Origin of the sequence: Microcoleus sp. FACHB-SPT15 (assembly GCF_014849525.1) — a bacterium.
Taxonomy (GTDB): Bacteria; Cyanobacteriota; Cyanobacteriia; order Cyanobacteriales; family Coleofasciculaceae; genus Symplocastrum; species Symplocastrum torsivum.
In genome coordinates, this window is sequence record NZ_JACJNU010000012.1 from 80,613 (window position 1) to 99,865 (window position 19,253).

Below are 19,253 nucleotides of genomic sequence, written 5' to 3' on the forward strand. Positions count from 1 at the left end.
TTCTCCAAGATCTGCTTACTGGATTGGCTAAGTTCGACCTTCCGCTAGTACCCAACCTCGACGCATTTGGATAAACTTGGCACAAAACTTTAGTTCTACTATGGTTGAGCGCTCCTCCTCTCAGTTAGCTGCTGCACAGTCTATACTTGTCTCCAAGAGCCAATCTCCTTCTCCTGTAGGTTATGCGGCTCCTGCTTCTATTCAAGGGAGTGAAGCCAAGGAGGATAGGGCTGCACTAACTAAACTAGCTGCGAAAATTCTGCAAGACCCTTTGGCAATGAGGAAACTGAGCGATCGCGTTTTTGAACTCCTGCGGGAAGAGTTACAAATTGAGCGGGAGCGTAACCGAGGATACGGGAGACGACGCTAATGACAAATAGTCAAACCCACGAACTCAATTATGTAACTGCCAATCGTTTTTATGTCGAGATTGGTGGCAGTATCGCTGCATCATTTAGTGAATGTTCGGGCTTGGATGTTCAGCTCGATAAAGAAACCTACTTTGAGGGTGGGGTTAACGATCAACAGCGTATTTTTCTTAAACAAGCTAAATTCAGTGATGTGACGCTCAAGCGTGGCATTACTGATGATGTAATATTCTGGCAGTGGCTGGAGAAATTCCTTAGCCCAGATAAGAAGGAGCGTCGTAACGTAACGATTATCGTCTTCAACCAAGCTGGGGAAACAATGCAGGCTTGGACGCTTGTTGGTGCTGTGCCTGTGGGTTGGAAAACACCGTCTCTCCAGGCAAACTCTAGCACCGTTGCCATTGAGGAATTAACGTTAGCTTACGAAGGTCTAAAGGTTGTTGTGAAACCCAGTGGCGGGAGTGCAACAGCCGGACTTCAGCGCGACTCGTTAGGGTACTTTCCGAGTGGTTGAAACAAGGGATGAAACATTATGGCAGAACCTCTGGATGCACCCCTTGATCGCTCTGAGCCTCTAGGGATTAAAAACCCTTTACTTCCTCCGAGGGCGTTGGGGCAAACGGAGCCTAATTTACAATTTATGCTACCGCTTGGGGCGCGACCTCTCGCCGTCCTTGACCCTTCTATCTTTTTTCCCGAAGGAGGGTCAGAGTATGCTGAAATTGGGCAATCATTTGCCGAGTCACCGTTTTTCGACACCCCTAAGCCGACTTCACAAATAGATCATCAAAGTGAGAGTACAGCAACAGCTTTCTCCCAGAACACGCCAATTCAACGACAAACGGTATCACTTGATTCACCCGCACCATTGCCGTTAGAAAATCAACTGATTAGGGTTCAAGAGCAGCAGGCACAAGTTCAAAGCGTCGATGCTAGTAAACCGACTAGAGTGACAGGTGCAAGTGTAGATTCGCCAATCTTGCCAGATGAGCCAATTGCCAATGAATCTGTCAGTTCTGAGATTGCACCTACAGCAGATTTAGAAGCAAGCATTCAGCGATCGCAACTATCCCCAGAAGAGCTGTCTATACTAGCACAGACAGCCTTAGAGGAGACAAGTCTACCTGGTAATAGGGAGGGTTTTCAAACTTCCCCGTCAGATTTAGATCCCCCCCAGCTCCTTACTAAAGCTCCGGCTTTAAAAAGGGGGGAGAATTCATCCTCTACTGATACAAGCATCCAAACTCAGCTAGTATCATCACAATCAGAAGCAGCACCCTCTTCACCCACCCCGGCTGTAGAAGCATCAACAGGTGCAACGGAGCCAGTCACAGAAGCACTTCAGAAACCTTCAGGGTTAGGGGAAGCTCCTGCTATCTCCACAGAATCAGGAGAACAAACGCAAACGTCTCAACCCGATGTTATCTCGTCGGTTAATGAATCAGCGATCGCATCCACCATTCAGCGGCAAGCTATACCTGAAAAGCCCCAAAGCGATGAACGCAAAGAGGTCGAAGCGGTACCAGCTCAAACCAACTTGCCTCAAGAGGCTGAGAGTAGCACTTTAAGACAGCCTAGCGAGGGAATGATGCCCTTGAGGGAGTCGTCGAGTTATCAACAGCCGAGTCAGCCTCCAATACAGAACATCACTGAATTAGAAGACTCTGCGACTTCCTTGCTCAGTTCAGATGCCCAATTACAGGAAACTCCTCAACCGATTGCACCAATCATCCAAACCTCCCTAACCTCAGCCTCTCCATTGGAACAAGCAGCACAGCCAGAAGTACCTGAGTCATCTACGGCTGAACCCCAAGCTGAGGCGCTAACCGATTTACCAGGACAGGCAACTACTGCAAACGTTTCTTCCTCAACTCCCAACCCACCTGAAACAACAGGTAACCCAACTTTGATAGAGGCAGTTGAGGATGTCCCTACCACTTCACCAGAACTGATAACCTCAACTGAGCAAGAAACGATTCAACCTCGTTTCGAGACAGCATCGCCCCAATCGGAAATTACTGCATCACCGTTGCTTGACTTGCCAAGTGAAGCGGTAACAGAGGTATCTCACCAAGCCGTAGAGTTCTCATCTCCAGAAACTGTTCAACGTACTGCTGAGTCAGTTCAGGAACCTACAAATTCTCAACCTTCACCGACAACTGGTGATGAGGTGGAGAAAGTGCGATCGCATTCTCCCTTAGAACATCCTCTACCCAGTCCGACACCATCTAGTGACGCAGTTCTTCCCAGCACAGTCAAGTCAGATTCTCTCCCATCCGCGCTTGAGCTTTCCACCTCAGCACCTACTCAAAACACGTCACCACCAACCAGCATTCCTACTGGCGAAACAGAGACAATTGTTCAGCCTAAACTAGAATCTGCGTTAGACTCGATGAGTGCAACTCCAACCTCTGTCCCAGAATTAGGCTCACTCCTAGATACTTCAGAGGTTGAGGCAAGGAACTCTCCTCAAATTGAAACTCCTACCCAAGAATCCTCACCCGTTGAATCTCGTACTCCTGTAGAAGAAGCCAACGTTCAACCTCAACTCGAATCTTCCCCTGTACCTCTGGGCAAAGTTGATCACGTCTCATCTACGCTAGAACCTCTCACGGGTGAAGTAGAAAACACTGATGTCACAGATGCACCGCAGCAATTTGACTCATCCAGCTTGACAATAGAACCACAGCTAGGTACTCCTGATTCAGTCTTCGCAGACTCTACCCAGGAAACGCTTAGGGCGAGTCGAGAAAGTGAGATTGCGTCCAACAAATTGCAGCCTGAAAGCGTACAGCGTCAAGGTAGTGAGGAAGTTGCCAACAGTGATGAGTTGTCCCAAACGATGGGGAAATTTGTTGCAGACAATCTTAAAACAGATGAACCCTTACCTACGATTCAACGTTCGCTAGCCGTTTCTGAGCCAGTCCCAACAGAAGCAGAGATATCCGGACAAGAGGTTGCTGAACAAGCGATCGATCCCAATTTAGCATCTGAGCCATCAACTCTAAACCTGCCGTTAGTAGCTAGTGAGCCTACGCTAGATAGTCAAGAAACCACAATCTTTAATAATGAGCAGGCAACGGTAACAGAAGCACTAACCCTTCAACCTCTCTTAGAATCAACTACTGTTCAACGCCAAGTAACAGATACTCCCGCACTAGACCAACCTATAAGCAACCCTCAATCTATTATTCAGGCTAAGGAATCAGACTTTACTGGTTTAAAAGTTACTCCTGAAATTAGCCGAGAACTGTCTTCGCAATCGAGTGCGCTAGGGGAAGGCACCGTGCAAAGAGAAGAAGAAGCGATCGCACCTATCACCGACTCATCCTCTGCTACCCCCTCTGTTTCCCCCTTCACAACTGAGGAAACTCCAATAAGCGTACTACATACGCAGCCAACAGATGGCTTAACTTCAACAGAGCCAAACCTGATTCAGCCATTTCAGCAAACTGCTGCAACCCATCTCAACGAACTGCCCACGCTACCAACTGTCTTGCAGGATCTAAGCGTACTCAACCCCCTTGGCTCAACCCCTCTTATTCAAACCGCTTCCCTTGCAGACATGGCTTCTCCTAATGAACCTGTACCCGTAATTGCCAAAAAACACAGGAACGTTTTTGATAATGCAGAGAGTGGTGTTGAACAATTCCCCACATCTTCGCCTGCCCAAATCTCTTCATCCTCTTTGCCTTCCCAATCTGTCCTCCAAACTGCACCAACCTCATCGAACCTAGGGGCAGTTGCAGATGTCCCGACTGAATGGTCAAGCATTGCAGAATTACTCAACGGCAGTTCCTTTTCAGTTCCCAGTCCCTCCGCTCAAGCTAGTCCTCCATTTCCCGATCTCCAACCGTTTGGATCTACCGAAACAGTCATTCAACCTCAGTTTGAGTCAGCCACGCGCCGAACTAGTGCAGACACCATACCCACTATTCAAACAGACGAGGAGCAGAGCAACGTTACAGAGGTGACATCTGAGACACAAGCCCCCGCAGATGCTTCACCGGAGCAACTCGAAAAGCTAGCACGAGAAATTTATAGCTTAGTCCGCCAGCGATTCAAGATAGAGCAGGAGCGTAGCGGCAACTCCTATTCCGGTCGCTTACCGTGGTGATAGTTCAGTTAATTAGCAAATACATATGACGTTACAAAAAGCAAGACTTGTCGCCGTTGACGGTGGAGAAAACATTGAGTTCATGTTCAACCCGAACCAGTTGGACTTTAGTCGAAGCATCGACATAGAACAGGCACAAGGGGCGCGTACAACAGAAGGGGAGAACAAAACTAGCTTTAAACACCCAAATCCCTATTCCCTCAAAATCAGCAACATCCTCCTCGACACCTACGAATCAGGAAAGAGTGTCCTTGATCATGTAGGGAAGTTCACAAAAGCTGTTGAGTTTTCTCAAGGCGGTCAGGGAAAAGATAAGCGTCCGCCCATTTATCTGTTTACCTGGGGCAAGGAGCGGTATCTCCGATGCTTTGTCAAAACACTCAGCTTCAAACTGACCCTATTCTTACCAGATGGCACACCAGTGCGAGCAGTGCTTGATTTATCGCTAGAGCAAGTTGATTCTCCGACCCCCAGACCGGGTCAAGGGACTACCAATCCTAGCCAGAGTCTACGCGAAGCTTCTGATCGTTCAACCTTCCTTTCACGTTAGCCGTTATCCTTTGAGTCCATCATGGTCAACGCCAACAACAAAGCCACCTACACAGACCAGGTAATTCTAAAAATTGATGGTCAAATTGCTCCAAAAGACCTGATGGAAGATATCCTGCAAATCTATGTCGAGGAGAGTTTACATCGACCTGCAATGTTTACGCTCGTCATTCAAAATCCTTACTTTTCAGGAAAAGTTCAACATTCTGACTCTTCAGACGAGCTAGAGCGACCGTGGGCGCACGAACAGTTATTCGCCATTGGTAAGTCAATTGAAATTGCGTTTAAAGCGAGTACCACGGCATCAGTGGAATTTGAGGAAGAGGTAAAGGGCAGTGTTTTCAAAGGGGAAATTACGAGCTTGGAAACTCACTTTACCTCTGGCTCCCAAGCACCCATGATTATTGGCGGCTATGACATATCCCATCGCCTACACCGAGGGCGGCACAACCGCTCGTTTCAAAATTACACAGATACAGACATTGTTAAAGAGATTGCTCAGGAAGTAGGGATAACTGTCGGCACAATTGATGAGAGTGGAACACCCCATGATTACGTCTTTCAGGAAAACCAAACAAATATGGAATTCTTGCGAGAACGAGCAGCTCGGAATGGCTTTGAGTTGTTTGTACACAATGGTGAACTAAACTTTTGTAAACCGAAAGTGGACGAGACTCTAGAACTCCAATGGTTGACAAATCTGAGCAGTTTCCATGTTCGCGTCAGTAGTGCAGAACAAGTGCAAAGTGTAGAAGTACGCGGATGGGACTATAAGCAGAAACAGACCATTGTTTCGACTAAATCCTCTGCTCAAGTGATGACAAAAACCAAACATGGCAAGGGAAGTAAGACAAGTAAAGCCTTTCAAGGCAAACCTAACGATCCTAAAGTGGTTGTGGTAGACCAGCCAATTTTTACAGCCAAAGAAGCGGATACCCTTGCCCAAGCCCTGTTAGATGAATTAGGGGGAGAATTTGTCCATGCTGATGCCCAAGCCCAAGGCAATCCCAAAATTCAACCTGGGCGGGTTGTGAAACTAAAAAATATGGGGAAGTACGACGGCAAATACTACGTTACAGAAAGCCGTCACATTTTTAGCGAACGCACCTACAAAACAGAATTTAGTGTACGGGGATTGCGTGGAGGCGACCTCCTTGCTACCCTATCCCCACCCACCCACCTCGAACCTGGACAAACGCTCTTAGTGGGGAGAGTCACTAATAATAAAGACCCTGAAGGTTGGGCCAGAGTGCGGGTAAAGTTTCCGACGTTGACCGAGGAACACGAAAGTAATTGGGCGCGGGTCGTGGGTGCAGGTGCTGGTTCAGGTCGGGGGTTTGACTGTCTACCCGAAATTGATGACGAAGTGCTTGTCGCGTTTGAACACGGCGATATCCATCGTCCTTATGTAATTGGCAATGTCTGGAATGGTAAGGATGCCCCGCCTGAAAAGGTCAGTGATTCGGTTGACAATGGTAAGGTGCGTCTGCGTACTATCAAGACCCGTATTGGGCATAGTCTCCAATTTGTGGAGGAGGATAAAGCTAGCAGTAAGCAAGGCATTTACATCAAGACGAAAGAGGGTCACTGGTGTCGCTTGAATGATAGCGAGAAGTTTGTAGAAATCGAAACCAGTGGAGGACATACCCTTCGCCTTGATGATAGGAACAAAACTATTAGCCTAACTTCGACGGGTGACGTTTCTGTCAAGGCGGGACGCACGGGGACTTCTAACAAAATCAGTTTAGCCGCAGGGGAAATCGCTCTTTCTGGTATCCAAGCCATTACGTTGAAAGTGGGAGCCAGTACTATTGAAGTTACCCCAGCAGGCATCAGTATTCAGACAGCCGCGACAATTAATATCCAAGGCGGTGCCGCTACCAATGTGAAGGGGGGCATTGTTCAAGTTGTTGGTGGATTAATTAAGCTCAATTAATGTTGAGTCAGTCTGCTTAGGTTGATTTATAGCAATTCTTGTTGAGAGTGAGGTACATCTAAGTCTCTCGCCAATTCCCAATTCCCAATTCCCCGTTTTAAGGTTTAATTGCTTATGTCTTTCCCTGCCGCACGAGTTGGTGATGTGACTGTCACAGGAGATGCCATTCTTCCGCCTGGTGTCCCTACTGTCCTGATTGGAGGATTACCTGCTGCTTGTGTTGGTGATAAGGTTTCCGGACTTGTCATCAACTACGCTCCTGGGATTATTGCAACAGGGGGGTTTACTGTTTTAATTGGTGGACGACCAGCAGCACGGGTGACGTCTATGGTCAATGGGCTTACTATTGGCCCTTTGGGGGTTCCTGTACCAGTAGCAACAACCATTCTGAAAGGGCAACCGAATGTCTTGATTGGCGATATGGGGGTTGCTGTTCCCCCGCCGCCTGAAGTTCAAGCGCAGTTGACAGCGATGGATGAAGAGGTAAAGCGCAAAAAAGCTGAACTTGAAGAGAAGGAGTCTTAGTTCGCGATCGCACTTTTCTAATCATCTTAGGTAAGGTCACGAGACCGAAAACTTTATAAGCTACGCCACATAGTTTACTTCTTATCCATTGAAGGCTGAGATTTAGCACTGACAACCTTTGGCACCGTCAAGCTGTTGAAATAAACGATGCTAATTGTGAATAAAAACAGCAGGTAAGCTACAGCTTGAACTATATAGATTTGGTCGCGGTAGCCAAATAGTGCTTTGAGTGCTAAACCCGGAAATTTTTCATCCGGCAGGACACTGCTTGTATTCCAAACCATTGGCCCTAGAACGCAAGAGGGGTTTTTAGCAAAGTGTTCATAGTAGAAACACAAGGATTCTGACTGGCGATTCATCTGCGCGAGTGATGCAATGGCTTGGTCGAAATGAGCCAGTACTCCGATTACCAAACCCGCGACAATCAGGATGAGAAAGACACCCATCACCTGAAAAAATCGGCGGATGTTAATCTTGACCCCCCACTTGAACAGGAGAACCCCAATCCCGGCAGCTACCGCTATACCGCTAATCGCACCGATGGCTGGTACAAGTCCTTGTTGAAACTTAGCGATGATAAAGACAACGGTTTCAAAGCCTTCTCGCAAGACGGCAAAGAAAATTAAGCTGAAGATGCCCCAACCCGCACCAGTACCTTGTTGAATGGCCGAGGTGATACTGCCTTCAATTTCAGCTTTGAGCGATCGCGCCTGTTGAGTCATCCAAATCAGCATCCAACTGAGTAAGGCGATCGCAACTATCCCAAAGACTGCCTCTATTAATGGCTCAATTATGGGTGAATACTCTGGGTATGTCGTACTCAAGGCTTGAATACCCCAGCTGAACAGAACACCAACCAACGCACTTGCAACAATCCCTGCTATTACACCTGCATACACCGATGAGTTGAGCTGTTCGGCTTTGGCTTTTTTTAGGCAAGCTAGCACAATCCCCACCACAAGGGCGGCTTCGACCCCTTCTCGCAGGGTAATCACAAAGGTTGGTAAAGCAGCACTAAAATCCATAATTTGTTCTTTGTCCGTTGTCAGCTGTGCGTTTTTCGCCGTTACCTGTGTCAGTTGCCCTCGTTCTCCACTATGCGTAGAGGAAAGTCGAGGGAATCTACTGACGACTGAACTAATAACGAATAACTATTAACTAAAGTCGCGCAACATCTTTTTAATTTCAATGCTGTGCATTTCTTCCTGACCAATTTGGGTACGGGCAAACTCTTCTAGATAAATGCTGGCATTTTCCACGACGCTGAGTAGCTCTTTATACATCTCCAGCGCTTTTTTCTCATGGTTGAGGCTTTCTTCCAGAATGTCCCGCACAGAATGCTTGTAGCTTTCCTCAATTGGAGCAATCCGTTGGCTAGGATGCCCTTCTAACCCGGTGAGAATTTCTCCTACTTGTTGGGCATGGAGTAGGGACTCACTGGCTTGCGCCTTGAAAAAGTCCACAATCGGAATCCGGTTAGGCCCAGTCACCATCAAGGAATAATGGGTGTAACGCACAACCCCAGCAAGTTCAAATTCCATGATGGAGTTCAGTAGGTTGATGGTTTTTTTCAGGTCAAGGTCTTTCATGAGTTCCGAATTTACAACGAGTAGATCTACTCACATTGTGATTAATTTATCTCAAAAACTTTAACAACTAATGGTAGAGATAACGTGTAGAACAGAAAATTTCAGGGCAAACGCCTCAAGGCTATGCAGTTTACCCCGATTCACTTAGTTAACTACTTTCTGGCTGTTCTGCTCAATGGTTTTGATCAATTGAGATACTTCCTCTGGGGGAAGCACGGGTGTTGCAGGGGCTTGCGCTGAGGGCCAGGCTGTTTTTAGCTTATTCATGCTCTGGGCGATCGCTTTTTGGGCTTCTGAATTTTCCTTCGTTAACGAGTCGGAGATGTTGCTGTTCAAGGTATCTGCATAATTTACAAATCCCCGCGAGTCCTGATACTCAATTACCGCAGAAATTTTGTTATCAGCAATTGCCGCACCATATTCAGCTCCAGCCGCATCCAATAACCCATCAATTACCTGTAACACAAACTCAGGGGACTGGCGCTGTTGCTCTGGCAAAACCTGAATCGCTCCATCTATCGCTTGCATGGACTCCTCAAAATTTGTCGCTAGTTTGGCATCCTTAGGATTAGATTTCACCAAATCTTGCAAGCTCATTAACGCTGTTTTAAATTCCGGAACGTTGCGCTCTTGAAATTGCTCTTCGACATCAACGTAGATTTCTTCTACAGGATGCCCAATGTGCGGTTCTGCCTGATCGGGCTTACCCTGATCCAGCAGTTCTTTGGCAACCATCATATGTCCTTTCATCAAGCCCAACTTGGTCATGTAATCGACATCTTTGGCAACGCCAGTTAGAACAACATCCTCAACAGTCACCTGATCTTTAATCTGATCGAACTGCTCTTGAGTAATCACCTTTTTTGATACCAGTTCCTCAGGGCTACCATAGGGGCGACTTGCTTGAATCTTGTTTGATAATGCCGGGACACCTAATGCTGCTTCAAATTTATCTAACTCCGACAGAATCGCCGTGTTAATGTTGATCTTCTCCTCAGCAGCAGTTTTACTCTCAGTCGTAGTAGCTGTAGAACTTGAATCAGGAGCAGGCGAAGAGTTTGAAGCATCACTCGTGCTTGGTGTCTGAGAACAGTTCGTGAGAACAACCAACAAGGCACCAGCAAGAGCGAGAGCAAAAAAACGAAGGATTGCTTTCATATCAATAAGTCAAAATTTCTCATCAAACTTGAAGCGTTCAATTGCTAATTTTTAAGAAAGATTTGCAACAACGTCAAGTAGGACTTATTGTCAAACCATTGAGAATTCTTGTCAACTAGTTGTAAAGAAGAGGGTTGATAAAGTCAGCTTTCGATTACATCAAACAAACCCATGCAGCCAGCCTCTGCGATCGCATCTTGGTGAGGATGGAACATATACTTGCCGGGATAGCGGTAGGCAAATTCCAAAATATGCCGTTCTGCCGTTCCCATTGTGATGACATCTGTTTTCTGTGTCGGTGTAAGGGTCATCCCTGTGGGATAGACATCAAAAAAGTTAGCGTGTAAATGAAAGGTTGCCGCTGCCTCAAACTCAATCAGGTTCAGCACATACAACCGAATCAGCTGATTTTGGTAAATCGCGATCGGGTGCATCATGTAGTAGTCTGGCAACCCATTAAAGGCGTAGAGTTCATTTCGCTGGTCTTCATTCACGTCATATCCCGCCATCACCAGCACCATCTCATCAGCAGGTGGACGCGCTTTAGGGGGGTCAATGATGAACATCCCATACAACCCTTTTGAAATGTGTCGCGTTACCGGGGCAATATGGCAGTGGTATAAGTGAACTCCATAAGGTTCAGCATCAAATTCATAGATCGTTGCTGCACCGTTGCCAACAGGTCGAATGCCATCAACTTCTGCACGATGAATACCGTGAAAGTGCATGGTGTGAGCGTGTCCACCATTATTGAGGAAGATTACCCGAACGCGATCGCCTTCTTTGGCGCGTAGTGTCGGCCCCGGAACACGACCATTGAAGTTCCAAGTCATAAAAGAAACGGCACTATTCAAATCCAACTTGGTCGTTCCAGCAACAATCCGAAATTCCCGAATAGTACGTCCATTCTCTTTTTTCACTGTCCCATAGTCAAAGTCCCGGACAATTGCCATTGGGTTGAACCCCTCAACCACGACCGGAGCCTCATTTGAGAGGGGCGGAATCTTTGCAGGTTGTATTTGTTTTCGGGTCAAAGACGGTAAAGCTAGCGCTGCACCAGCAACACCAGCACCTGCTAGCCCTAACTTAATTAACTGACGGCGCGAGAAGGGCTTGCCTTGCTCAATTAGAGGCAGTTTTGGCATGGACAGTAGCTGTCACTTAAGTTATTGCTAACTATTACTAATTATTCCGAGACTAACTATAGAATTCTCTTAATCTAATTGTCAATTATTCTCAAGTAAGGTCGATTTGGGAGTGGGGTTGGGGATGAGGAACTGGAATCTTATTTAACTTCTTCAGGTTCCTTTGTCTGGGCTTCAATAGCCGATGTCTCAGCCTCTACTACTGGCTTAGGCTCAATGCGTTCAGAGAATCCCCAAAGAAACACTAAGGCAATGGCAGCAATCATCAACCATTCCGGTGGCACAAGTTCGGGTTTAATCGCTCTTACCAAGAGTCGCAAGCCGACAAAGCCAACGGTAATGTAGCCAGCATCCTCAAGATGGGCATATTCCTTGAGCCAGCGGATAAATAACCCCGCCATAAACCGCAGGGTAATAACACCAATCGTGCCACCCGTAACAATGAGCCAAGTTTTGTCAGAAATAGCGATCGCAGTCGTTACACTATCCAAAGAGAATGCTAAGTCGGTTACAGCAATTAGTGGAATCGCTTGCCAGAGTGAAGTAAATCGAGGACCATGATGTTGATTTTCTTCATCTTCCTCAGCACTAAAATGCTGAAAGACTAACCAAAGCAAATAAGCAGCGCCAAGTAGCTCAAACTGCCAGTACTGTACCACCCAAGTCGCTGTGAGAATTAAGGTAATGCGTAAGACGTATGCCGCTACTAAGCCGAAGTTGAGGGCACGATTCTGGAGTTTGCCGTCTTCTAAACCTTGCGCGATCGCAGCTAATGCGATCGCATTATCCGCAGAAAGCACTGCCTCTAGTGCAACAAGAATCAACAGCACTATCGAGGCTTCAATTCCTGCATGAAAAGGGGAGTTAAAAACTTGGTCTAGCATTAAATAACGATTTTAAATAGATAAAGTTGTAAAAGCTCGTCTAGTACGCGATCCTCTAAAATACGCGAAAACTACGGCTACCTTAACTTAGCTTAACCTCTCCTGGGTAGTTTCTGACGAAAAGGCGGAAGACGATCGAGTAGATTGCAAAATTTGAATCGCTAGCTATTTACTGAGAACTGGGGTGTCGGAAATGGCAAAAGGGCAGCAAGTTATTGCTTTCTCAACTCTAAGCTCTGTTGCCCAGCTTCCACTTCCAGACAACCTCCTGATTCCCGTTCTCTAACAGCCAGGAAGCAATTTATATTGCATCTTGTAACAAGATATTTCGCAAATGCTCAATTTGACGCAAATTAATGGGTAATTACCTTTGAAATAAGGAGAAGTTAAATAATGTCATCCATATCAGATGTCCAGGTTTACGTGGCTCTTGTCGTTGCCCTAATTCCCGGTATCATGGCATTCCGGCTAGCGACGGAACTGTACAAGTAGAGTTCCCTTAAAAAAAAGTGACAGAGAGCTTATCAAAGGCAGACAAGAGGCGATTGATGAGTTGGCGCTGAAAGTTCTCTCCCAAATGAGGGCGTTAGCGCAGCAACTAGCATCAGGCAACATCCTTCCCTCAAAGCCCGCAGCTTAAGTTTTCCGGATAATTACAGTAATACGCTGTAAATTATCTGATAACATCGGCGTGCTACTGCCTTTGATAGGCTCTTTGTTCATTTGGCTCTCCGCCATCATCAAGCACAAAGCAGCGAGATCACATCAGGAGCGCATACCTTAACGCTATACTGGAACCCTTCAGCGCTGGCTCTCCCAGCGCGGTAGCCTAACACTGATGAACGCAATTCAACCCCCAAGACCAACTGGACAACCGTTAGAACCTCACCGGAAGGTTCGTCGGACTCAACGCCCTCAGCGTCGTCATTCTTACAGTGCCGTTGCTGGTGAAACGACAGCGAAGTTGGTCGTCAACTTGGTAATTTCAGCCGCCGCGCTCACTGGACTAATTCAGTTGTTGCCCTATCACCTGTCACAGCAAGGAAAGTTGCGAGAAGTCAGTGCGGAAGTGAAGCGCACGGAGACACGAGTCAATAGCTTGCGTACTGACTTCAGCCGTTCTTTTGATCCTGGACAAGCCAAAAGCGTGATGCATGAGCAGAGTTATCGGGTTGACCCAACTCAGCGTCAAATCGTCTGGCAAGATCCCAGTACGAAGGATGACAACTAGTGCAACAAGAGCAGACGTTTTTGACAAGTTCTGAGAAAGCAAGAATGTATAGATTTCAATGGCTTCAAGCAGGCTTGTTTGAGAAGCTTGCTTGAAGGGTTATCGCTTACATATCTGTTGTCTGTTGCATAAAACCTTGATGCAACTTTTCATCAACTTGCTAACAGCTAACAGTTAAATGAATTAAGCACTTAAGGGCTTGAGCAGCTGACTCATCCAGGTTTCAACTTTCCGACGCAGACGGCTAGAACTACCTGAGTGTGATAGCTGACTCAAGGCGCGTTGATAATCAGCGATCGCACAGTTCCAGTCACCACGTAAATGGTAAGTGCGACCTCGTTCGGCGTAAATATAGTCTTCTAAGCATCCCAGAATTAAAGCCATATCAAGGTTTTCTAGCGCCAGATCATAAAGTCCCAATTCACGGAATGTGATACCTTGGTTAATCCAAGTACGAGTATTTCCAGGATTAAGGTCAAGCGCTTGCTCATAGTCGGTGAGCGCTTCTGCAAGTTGTCCAGTCGAGGCGTAATAATTAGCACGATTGTTGTAAGCACTATCCAATTCAGGATTGAGTTCTAGTGCCTTGTTGTAATCAGCCAGTGCTTTGTCGTGTTGACCACTTTGGAAGTAAATCAACCCCCGATTGTTATAGTTGATCGCATCAAAGGGGTTACGCATAATTAACTGGTTAAATAATGCGATCGCTCCACTATAGTCCCCTTGCTTTGCTCTACTGTGGGCAGAGGCGCGTAAGCTTTGATCTGACAGTTGTGGGCTTGTTCTGGGTACCAGTTTGACTGGAGCTAAACGCCTTTGATTTTTGTGTGGCATCCGTGACCACTGTCTATTTTGGTCTTTCCGGCTTACAGAAGTGTCAGCGTTCATATCTTCCTCAACAGTACCTGCGGCCTATCTATATTCAACATTACGGCTTGCAGCACCCTGTTCGTTGGTCTGAGTGTGTCACTTACTAATGCGTCTTCAGGTCAACAACAAACCACTCAAGCTGTCCTTAAATTCGGACGTTCTAAATAGAGACTACAATCCTGCTTTGCTCCTTTCCTGAAACAATATCTCTGGGACATTAAGAATTACTTCCCCCATCAGTAGGGTTCGTAGATTTTGTTTGTGTGTAACTCTTAAGAAATTGGCACAAGAAGATGAACTTCTCAGCCTTAATCACCCAATTGGATGGAGACAAATCTCCAGTCGGTGTACGTTCCTGCTCCGAGCTTGTGGAGATGCTGGTAAAATGCAACCGAAGCCATTGATTTGTCTTGGTTTCTTGCTCGTTAACAAAGAATAATCCTATGGCAGCTGCAACGTCCTTAGATCAGGCTCCTGATGTCTCAACTGATAGCTATCTGGTGGTTGGCTTAGCCACCTGCTTTCTGAAAGAAGATGGTGAAGTTCATGAAGTCAAAGTCATCGAACCCATCCCTTCAGCCGCGCTAGAAGCTATTCTCAAAGGAATTCCTACCTCATATTCATTAGCAGGTGGAACTACTCTCGGTGAGTTGTTCACTAGTGAAACACCCCAGAAACCCTCTGCCTTTCCCACAGAGGCACAGTTTTGTGATGAATTTCCCGCCCGTGCGATCGCGGCAGCACGTACTTACCAAAGTCGTCAGGAAGCGCAATCCCATATTCCTCTTGGCACAACGCGCAATGACTTCAACTACTCTACAGAACGTAAGCGTGTATTGAATCAAACTCGCGTTGTCCGTAAGGAAGACGACGTTAAACAACACGAATATACTCACAAAGTTCTTTAGAGGGCAGTTTACAATGTTAAAACTTTACGGAGGAGCGAGGAGTCGGGCATCTATTGTCCAGTGGTACCTCGAAGAACTAGGAGAACCCTACGAATTTATCTTGCTGGACATGCAATCCGGTGAACATCAGCAACCTGAATTCCTAGAGATTAACCCGATTGGGAAAGTCCCAGCAATTGTAGATGGAGATTTTAAGCTTTGGGAGTCAGGAGCAATTCTGATGTATCTCGCTGATAAGTACGGCAAGCTTCCGGCAGCGTTAGAAGCAAAATCAACAATTATCCAGTGGATCTTGTTCGCTAATGCCACATTGGGACCAGGAATCTTTGTGGAAGCAAATCGAGAACGGGAGATGCCTAAATTGATGATGCCACTCAATCAAATCCTGGAGAAGCAGCCATTCTTGCTAGGAGATGAGTTGAGTGTAGCGGATGTGGCAGTTGGATCAATCTTGGCTTACATACCAATGATGTTGAAGCTTGACTTGAGCGAATACCCGGCTGTTGTAGATTACATCAAGCGTCTCTCAGAACGACCTGCATTTCAAAAGGGGATTGGGGCACGACGGTAGGGGTTGATGATATTAGGGACTGGAGAGATCGAGAAATTAGCTAGAGTAAGCACCCTGTAGACAGGGTTGTCTTTCCTACCCCCTAATCCCCCAGCCCCTAATCCTTTCTACCTAAACCCTACAGCCGCTTGCCAAACGAAGGCTAACAGCAAGAAGAAGACAGGGATAACTGGGAGGATATCTACTAGTGGGTCAAAGATCGCATAGGCTTCAGGCAGTTTCGCCAACAGCAGTGCAGCTTCCATGTTTAAATTACCTTTCCAACACAGTTTTCAGAATTGACATGGATCGTAACATGAACCCGGTCACAGCTGAGCGGAAGTTGGGGTGTCTAACCAATGAGCAAATTCTGTAAAAAAGCGATCGCTTAAAATTGCCGCTCGAATTTGTTGGGTGAAGCGAATCAATTCAGTGACGTTGTGTAAGGAGAGCAATGTATAACCAAGAACTTCCTTGCAGCGCACCAGATGACTCAGGTAAGCGCGGCTAAAGTTCTGGCAGCCATAGCAAGGGCAAGTGGCATCTAAGGGAGTGAAATCTTCACGAAACCGAGCATTTTTTAAGTTCCAACGCTCTCCCTGTACTAAGGCAGCACCGTGACGTCCTAATCGTGTAGGAATCACACAATCGAACAAATCTATCCCAGATGCGATCGCTCGTGCCATTTCCCGATAGGTACCAACCCCCATCAGATAACGCGGTTTATCTATTGGTAGATAAGGTGCAGTAGCTTCAACAATCTGGTGAATGAATTCAGCGGGTTCACCCACGCTAACCCCACCAATGGCATAACCTGGTAAATCTAATGAAACCAAAGATTGAGCTGCATCACGACGCAAATCTAGGTAAACACCGCCCTGTACAATGCCAAACAGTGCTTGGTCAACAGGACGTGCGTGAGCCTCAATGCAGCGCTTTAGCCAGCGATAGGTACGCTCTGTTGCTGCCTCAACTTCTGAGCGTTCAGCAGGGTAAGGAGGGCACTCATCAAACGCCATAATGACATCTGCCCCCAGTGCATTCTGAATCTCAATTGACCGTTCTGGTGTTAAATTGATCATCCGTCCATCACGGGGAGAGCGAAACATCACCCCCTCTTCCGCAATCGTTCGTAGCTGGCTTAAGCTAAATACCTGGAAGCCTCCAGAATCCGTGAGAAGGGGTCCCTGCCAACCCATGAATCGATGCAGTCCACCTGCTTGCTTCACAATGTCTTCTCCTGGTTGCAGGTGGAGATGATAGGTATTCGCCAACACCATCTGTGAGCCTGCGGCTTCTAGTTGTTCCGGTGTTAATGTTTTGACAGTTGCTAGGGTTCCCACAGGCATAAACCTGGGCGTTTCAACCCAGCCATGAGGCGTAGTAAAAACACCAGCACGAGCCTTTGTCTGGCTACAGGATGCCTGACATTGAAATGAAAATGAAGCTTTGTGTTGCTGCAACGCTCTCTATTAAGGTGTAAGCCTAGGTTTCATATTTCTCATCAGCTATCTCAATCTTTTACCTGATCTCAAGCATTAATCCAAACTCAAAGATCCAAAGGGTTGATAGCTTAGAACGGGCACTCGCCTTCGTCGTCGATTTGCACATCCCATTTAGCACTAAGAACTTGTGCCACCATCGTTTCTAGAGCGTCAGCATTAAGTTGCTGGTTAGATTGCTCTTGATAAGGGTTTGATAGGGGAATCAGGCGTAACTGACGATTATCTTGAATGAGATCAAAGTAAGTTTCTTGTTCAGGGGACTGATTTAGCTGCAAATAATCAAAACTTTGAACATTCAGGTAAAGCGCTCGGTTAGCAATTATGGTAGAGCGGTTGGGGTCAGCAAAGACTTCCAGCACACACCCTTCTCCCTCATTTTGCAGCTTACCATCGAGAGTATGAATATAGCGGACGCGACCCAAATCTGTGAGAAGGCGTCCCATGTCTTGCTTGTTGACGATGGTGCCAGTGTCAATGATGCAGGGGGCCGGAAGCTGATGCGGAGGTTGGTGATGACTCATGGGTAAAAGCCGTAGGATGCAATAAGGGCTGACATTTCCATGCGGTAGGTTGATGTAACCGCTTCGTTCAAACCCTACATTTCAATACCGGGTGCTTAGATCATAGCCTCTGCAAAGGTAAAGACAAAGATGAACTAGGCAGGAATGAATACCTCAGAAGGCTACACGGCGCAGGGCTTTTTAGATTTCTACTTGATATTACCTGTGTCGTACAGGTAAGACAATAAGGTATGACAGTAGGGTATGAGACAATAGTATCCTAAGATTCTCCACTGGTCATACGGCAATCTTGTAAATTCTAGACTGGATGTCCCCAATGAAGCGGTTCACATTAAGACGGTTGGGGCAATGGGGTAGCCGATTCTGGGGTTCCTTCTTTGGGGCGATCGCATTTTACACTTGCATTCCAATTCCTATTCGTTGGGCGTTAGAGTTTCGATGGGTTGCCCGTTGGGCACCATTAATTGGATTGTTAATTGGGGCGATACTGGGAATTGTAGATAGTGGGCTACAACAGTTGGGAGTGCCAATACTGACTCGGAGTGCAGTTATTGTGGTTAGCTGGATTGCTCTGACTGGAGGCCTGCACTTGGATGGTGTGATGGACACGGCGGATGGCTTAGCGGTTCAAGACCGACAACGGCGTCTGGAAGTAATGGCAGATAGTGCCACGGGTGCTTTTGGGGCAATGGCAGGAACGGCTATTTTATTATTAAAAACCGCTGCTTTGACCGACTTGGAAACCTATCGTGGTGTGGCGTTGATGGCATCAGCAGGCTGGGGACGCTGGGGGCAAGTCGTTGCGATCGCCTTTTATCCCTATCTCAAACCTACGGGTAAGGGCGCATTTCACAAAGAGGCAATTCGCATACCCCAAGATATTCTCTCAGTAGGATTCTTCTTGCTACTAGGTGTATGCGGCTTACCCTTGTTGTACGGGACCGCTTGGGGGCTATCGCTGAGTATAGTCGTGGGAGGAAGTGCGATCGCACTCCTTACTGGTGCTTACTTTAACCGCAAACTCGGTGGACACACGGGCGACACTTATGGAGCCGTAGTGGAATGGACAGAATCACTATTTCTTTGTCTCCTTACCAGCTTCTTTCACTAAGCTACAGTGCCTTCAATAGATTTTCATTAGCTTTAAGGTTTTTGCCAAACTCTTCTATTGCTTTGCCCCTTATTTAGTGGTCAGGAGCAACAAACCACTGACCACCGACAAAAGACCAGAAATCTAAATAAAATCACCCGAATGTTTAATAGAGTGACACCTCGCCAGCGCTCACCCTAACGGGTAGAGCGCTGGCTTCCTGAAATCACTTTCAAGAGTTCCTGCTTCAATGGGTGGTAGCTAGGCATTGCTGCCCCCGCTCCGTCCCCTCCACAGGCAATTTGTT

General features: G+C 46.8%; 20 protein-coding genes. 11 read left to right on the top strand and 9 right to left on the bottom strand.

All coding sequences use genetic code 11. The features are described from left to right. Window positions 1-100: 100 nt before the first annotated feature. From H6F98_RS04985 to H6F98_RS05010, 6 genes are all read left to right on the top strand, one after another. The gene (locus tag H6F98_RS04985) at window positions 101-370 is read left to right on the top strand and encodes a hypothetical protein (protein WP_192217563.1); all 270 of its coding nucleotides are present in this window, start codon (window positions 101-103) and stop codon (window positions 368-370) included. Continuing rightward, entirely contained in the window at window positions 370-882 is a 513-nt protein-coding gene (locus tag H6F98_RS04990) for a phage tail protein (protein ID WP_192217564.1), read from the top strand. The genes H6F98_RS04985 and H6F98_RS04990 overlap by 1 nt, the downstream gene beginning before the upstream one ends. Before the next feature lie 18 nt (window positions 883-900). Further along, window positions 901-4,485: a hypothetical protein gene (locus tag H6F98_RS04995; protein WP_192217565.1), complete on the top strand. Its 3,585-nt coding sequence runs from the start codon at window positions 901-903 to the stop codon at window positions 4,483-4,485. Window positions 4,486-4,510: 25 nt separating this feature from the next. Further along, window positions 4,511-5,035 carry a hypothetical protein gene (locus H6F98_RS05000; protein ID WP_192217566.1) on the top strand — a complete coding sequence of 175 codons (525 nt, stop codon included), beginning with the start codon at window positions 4,511-4,513 and terminating at the stop codon, window positions 5,033-5,035. Between the two features lie 21 nt (window positions 5,036-5,056). Then, window positions 5,057-6,970: a VgrG-related protein gene (locus H6F98_RS05005; RefSeq protein ID WP_192217567.1), complete on the top strand. Its 1,914-nt coding sequence runs from the start codon at window positions 5,057-5,059 to the stop codon at window positions 6,968-6,970. A 114-nt stretch (window positions 6,971-7,084) separates the two neighbouring features. After that, a complete protein-coding gene (locus H6F98_RS05010) occupies window positions 7,085-7,495 on the top strand; it encodes a PAAR domain-containing protein (RefSeq protein ID WP_192217568.1) in 411 nt (136 codons plus the stop codon). A gap of 74 nt (window positions 7,496-7,569) precedes the next feature. Here H6F98_RS05010 and H6F98_RS05015 read toward each other — a convergent pair whose 3' ends face one another. The 5 genes from H6F98_RS05015 to H6F98_RS05035 form a co-directional block, all read right to left on the bottom strand. Continuing rightward, entirely contained in the window at window positions 7,570-8,520 is a 951-nt protein-coding gene (locus tag H6F98_RS05015) for an FTR1 family protein (RefSeq protein ID WP_192217569.1), read from the bottom strand. A gap of 129 nt (window positions 8,521-8,649) precedes the next feature. Further along, the gene (locus H6F98_RS05020; protein WP_192217570.1) at window positions 8,650-9,084 is read right to left on the bottom strand and encodes a bacterioferritin; all 435 of its coding nucleotides are present in this window, start codon (window positions 9,082-9,084) and stop codon (window positions 8,650-8,652) included. Window positions 9,085-9,228: 144 nt separating this feature from the next. Beyond that, window positions 9,229-10,242, bottom strand: a complete 1,014-nt coding sequence (locus H6F98_RS05025; protein ID WP_192217571.1) for a helix-hairpin-helix domain-containing protein — start codon at window positions 10,240-10,242, stop codon at window positions 9,229-9,231. 143 nt (window positions 10,243-10,385) lie between these two features. Continuing rightward, the gene (locus H6F98_RS05030; RefSeq protein WP_192217572.1) at window positions 10,386-11,387 is read right to left on the bottom strand and encodes a multicopper oxidase domain-containing protein; all 1,002 of its coding nucleotides are present in this window, start codon (window positions 11,385-11,387) and stop codon (window positions 10,386-10,388) included. Window positions 11,388-11,527: 140 nt separating this feature from the next. Beyond that, window positions 11,528-12,271 (bottom strand): TerC family protein, encoded by a 744-nt coding sequence (locus H6F98_RS05035; protein ID WP_192217573.1) that lies wholly within the window; start codon window positions 12,269-12,271, stop codon window positions 11,528-11,530. Between the two features lie 393 nt (window positions 12,272-12,664). Here H6F98_RS05035 and psaM point away from each other — a divergent pair, with 393 nt between their 5' ends. Both psaM and H6F98_RS05045 read left to right on the top strand, forming a co-directional pair. Beyond that, a complete protein-coding gene (gene psaM / locus H6F98_RS05040; protein ID WP_192217574.1) occupies window positions 12,665-12,763 on the top strand; it encodes a photosystem I reaction center subunit XII in 99 nt (32 codons plus the stop codon). A 346-nt stretch (window positions 12,764-13,109) separates the two neighbouring features. Then, the gene (locus tag H6F98_RS05045; RefSeq protein WP_192217575.1) at window positions 13,110-13,502 is read left to right on the top strand and encodes a hypothetical protein; all 393 of its coding nucleotides are present in this window, start codon (window positions 13,110-13,112) and stop codon (window positions 13,500-13,502) included. 183 nt (window positions 13,503-13,685) lie between these two features. Here the strand turns inward: H6F98_RS05045 and H6F98_RS05050 are convergent, their stop codons facing one another. After that, on the bottom strand, window positions 13,686-14,390 hold the full coding sequence (locus tag H6F98_RS05050) for a tetratricopeptide repeat protein (RefSeq protein ID WP_192217576.1): 705 nt from the start codon (window positions 14,388-14,390) through the stop codon (window positions 13,686-13,688). Between the two features lie 425 nt (window positions 14,391-14,815). Between H6F98_RS05050 and H6F98_RS05055 the strand changes: the two genes are divergently transcribed. Next, window positions 14,816-15,280 (top strand): hypothetical protein, encoded by a 465-nt coding sequence (locus H6F98_RS05055; protein WP_192217577.1) that lies wholly within the window; start codon window positions 14,816-14,818, stop codon window positions 15,278-15,280. Between the two features lie 13 nt (window positions 15,281-15,293). Then, on the top strand, window positions 15,294-15,851 hold the full coding sequence (locus tag H6F98_RS05060) for a glutathione S-transferase family protein (RefSeq protein WP_192217578.1): 558 nt from the start codon (window positions 15,294-15,296) through the stop codon (window positions 15,849-15,851). Window positions 15,852-15,958: 107 nt separating this feature from the next. Here H6F98_RS05060 and H6F98_RS05065 read toward each other — a convergent pair whose 3' ends face one another. The 3 genes from H6F98_RS05065 to H6F98_RS05075 all read right to left on the bottom strand — a co-directional run bounded on the left by H6F98_RS05065 (window position 15,959) and on the right by H6F98_RS05075 (window position 17,856). Further along, window positions 15,959-16,096, bottom strand: coding sequence for a photosystem II reaction center protein K (locus tag H6F98_RS05065; protein ID WP_192217579.1), 138 nt, complete (start codon window positions 16,094-16,096; stop codon window positions 15,959-15,961). A 60-nt stretch (window positions 16,097-16,156) separates the two neighbouring features. Continuing rightward, window positions 16,157-17,293 (bottom strand): tRNA guanosine(34) transglycosylase Tgt, encoded by a 1,137-nt coding sequence (tgt, locus tag H6F98_RS05070; RefSeq protein ID WP_192217580.1) that lies wholly within the window; start codon window positions 17,291-17,293, stop codon window positions 16,157-16,159. Between the two features lie 110 nt (window positions 17,294-17,403). Then, window positions 17,404-17,856 carry a hypothetical protein gene (locus tag H6F98_RS05075; protein ID WP_192217581.1) on the bottom strand — a complete coding sequence of 151 codons (453 nt, stop codon included), beginning with the start codon at window positions 17,854-17,856 and terminating at the stop codon, window positions 17,404-17,406. A gap of 316 nt (window positions 17,857-18,172) precedes the next feature. Between H6F98_RS05075 and cobS the strand changes: the two genes are divergently transcribed. Continuing rightward, on the top strand, window positions 18,173-18,967 hold the full coding sequence (cobS, locus tag H6F98_RS05080) for an adenosylcobinamide-GDP ribazoletransferase (protein WP_192217582.1): 795 nt from the start codon (window positions 18,173-18,175) through the stop codon (window positions 18,965-18,967). Window positions 18,968-19,253 lie beyond the last annotated feature (286 nt).

Coding starts and splice junctions, on each gene's coding strand:
- H6F98_RS04985 (WP_192217563.1), top strand. CDS start 101: ATGGTTGAGCGCTCCTCCTCTCAGTTAGCTGCTGCACAGTCTATACTT.
- H6F98_RS04990 (WP_192217564.1), top strand. CDS start 370: ATGACAAATAGTCAAACCCACGAACTCAATTATGTAACTGCCAATCGT.
- H6F98_RS04995 (WP_192217565.1), top strand. CDS start 901: ATGGCAGAACCTCTGGATGCACCCCTTGATCGCTCTGAGCCTCTAGGG.
- H6F98_RS05000 (WP_192217566.1), top strand. CDS start 4,511: ATGACGTTACAAAAAGCAAGACTTGTCGCCGTTGACGGTGGAGAAAAC.
- H6F98_RS05005 (WP_192217567.1), top strand. CDS start 5,057: ATGGTCAACGCCAACAACAAAGCCACCTACACAGACCAGGTAATTCTA.
- H6F98_RS05010 (WP_192217568.1), top strand. CDS start 7,085: ATGTCTTTCCCTGCCGCACGAGTTGGTGATGTGACTGTCACAGGAGAT.
- H6F98_RS05015 (WP_192217569.1), bottom strand. CDS start 8,520: ATGGATTTTAGTGCTGCTTTACCAACCTTTGTGATTACCCTGCGAGAA.
- H6F98_RS05020 (WP_192217570.1), bottom strand. CDS start 9,084: ATGAAAGACCTTGACCTGAAAAAAACCATCAACCTACTGAACTCCATC.
- H6F98_RS05025 (WP_192217571.1), bottom strand. CDS start 10,242: ATGAAAGCAATCCTTCGTTTTTTTGCTCTCGCTCTTGCTGGTGCCTTG.
- H6F98_RS05030 (WP_192217572.1), bottom strand. CDS start 11,387: ATGCCAAAACTGCCTCTAATTGAGCAAGGCAAGCCCTTCTCGCGCCGT.
- H6F98_RS05035 (WP_192217573.1), bottom strand. CDS start 12,271: ATGCTAGACCAAGTTTTTAACTCCCCTTTTCATGCAGGAATTGAAGCC.
- psaM (WP_192217574.1), top strand. CDS start 12,665: ATGTCATCCATATCAGATGTCCAGGTTTACGTGGCTCTTGTCGTTGCC.
- H6F98_RS05045 (WP_192217575.1), top strand. CDS start 13,110: ATGAACGCAATTCAACCCCCAAGACCAACTGGACAACCGTTAGAACCT.
- H6F98_RS05050 (WP_192217576.1), bottom strand. CDS start 14,390: ATGAACGCTGACACTTCTGTAAGCCGGAAAGACCAAAATAGACAGTGG.
- H6F98_RS05055 (WP_192217577.1), top strand. CDS start 14,816: ATGGCAGCTGCAACGTCCTTAGATCAGGCTCCTGATGTCTCAACTGAT.
- H6F98_RS05060 (WP_192217578.1), top strand. CDS start 15,294: ATGTTAAAACTTTACGGAGGAGCGAGGAGTCGGGCATCTATTGTCCAG.
- H6F98_RS05065 (WP_192217579.1), bottom strand. CDS start 16,096: ATGGAAGCTGCACTGCTGTTGGCGAAACTGCCTGAAGCCTATGCGATC.
- H6F98_RS05075 (WP_192217581.1), bottom strand. CDS start 17,856: ATGAGTCATCACCAACCTCCGCATCAGCTTCCGGCCCCCTGCATCATT.
- cobS (WP_192217582.1), top strand. CDS start 18,173: ATGAAGCGGTTCACATTAAGACGGTTGGGGCAATGGGGTAGCCGATTC.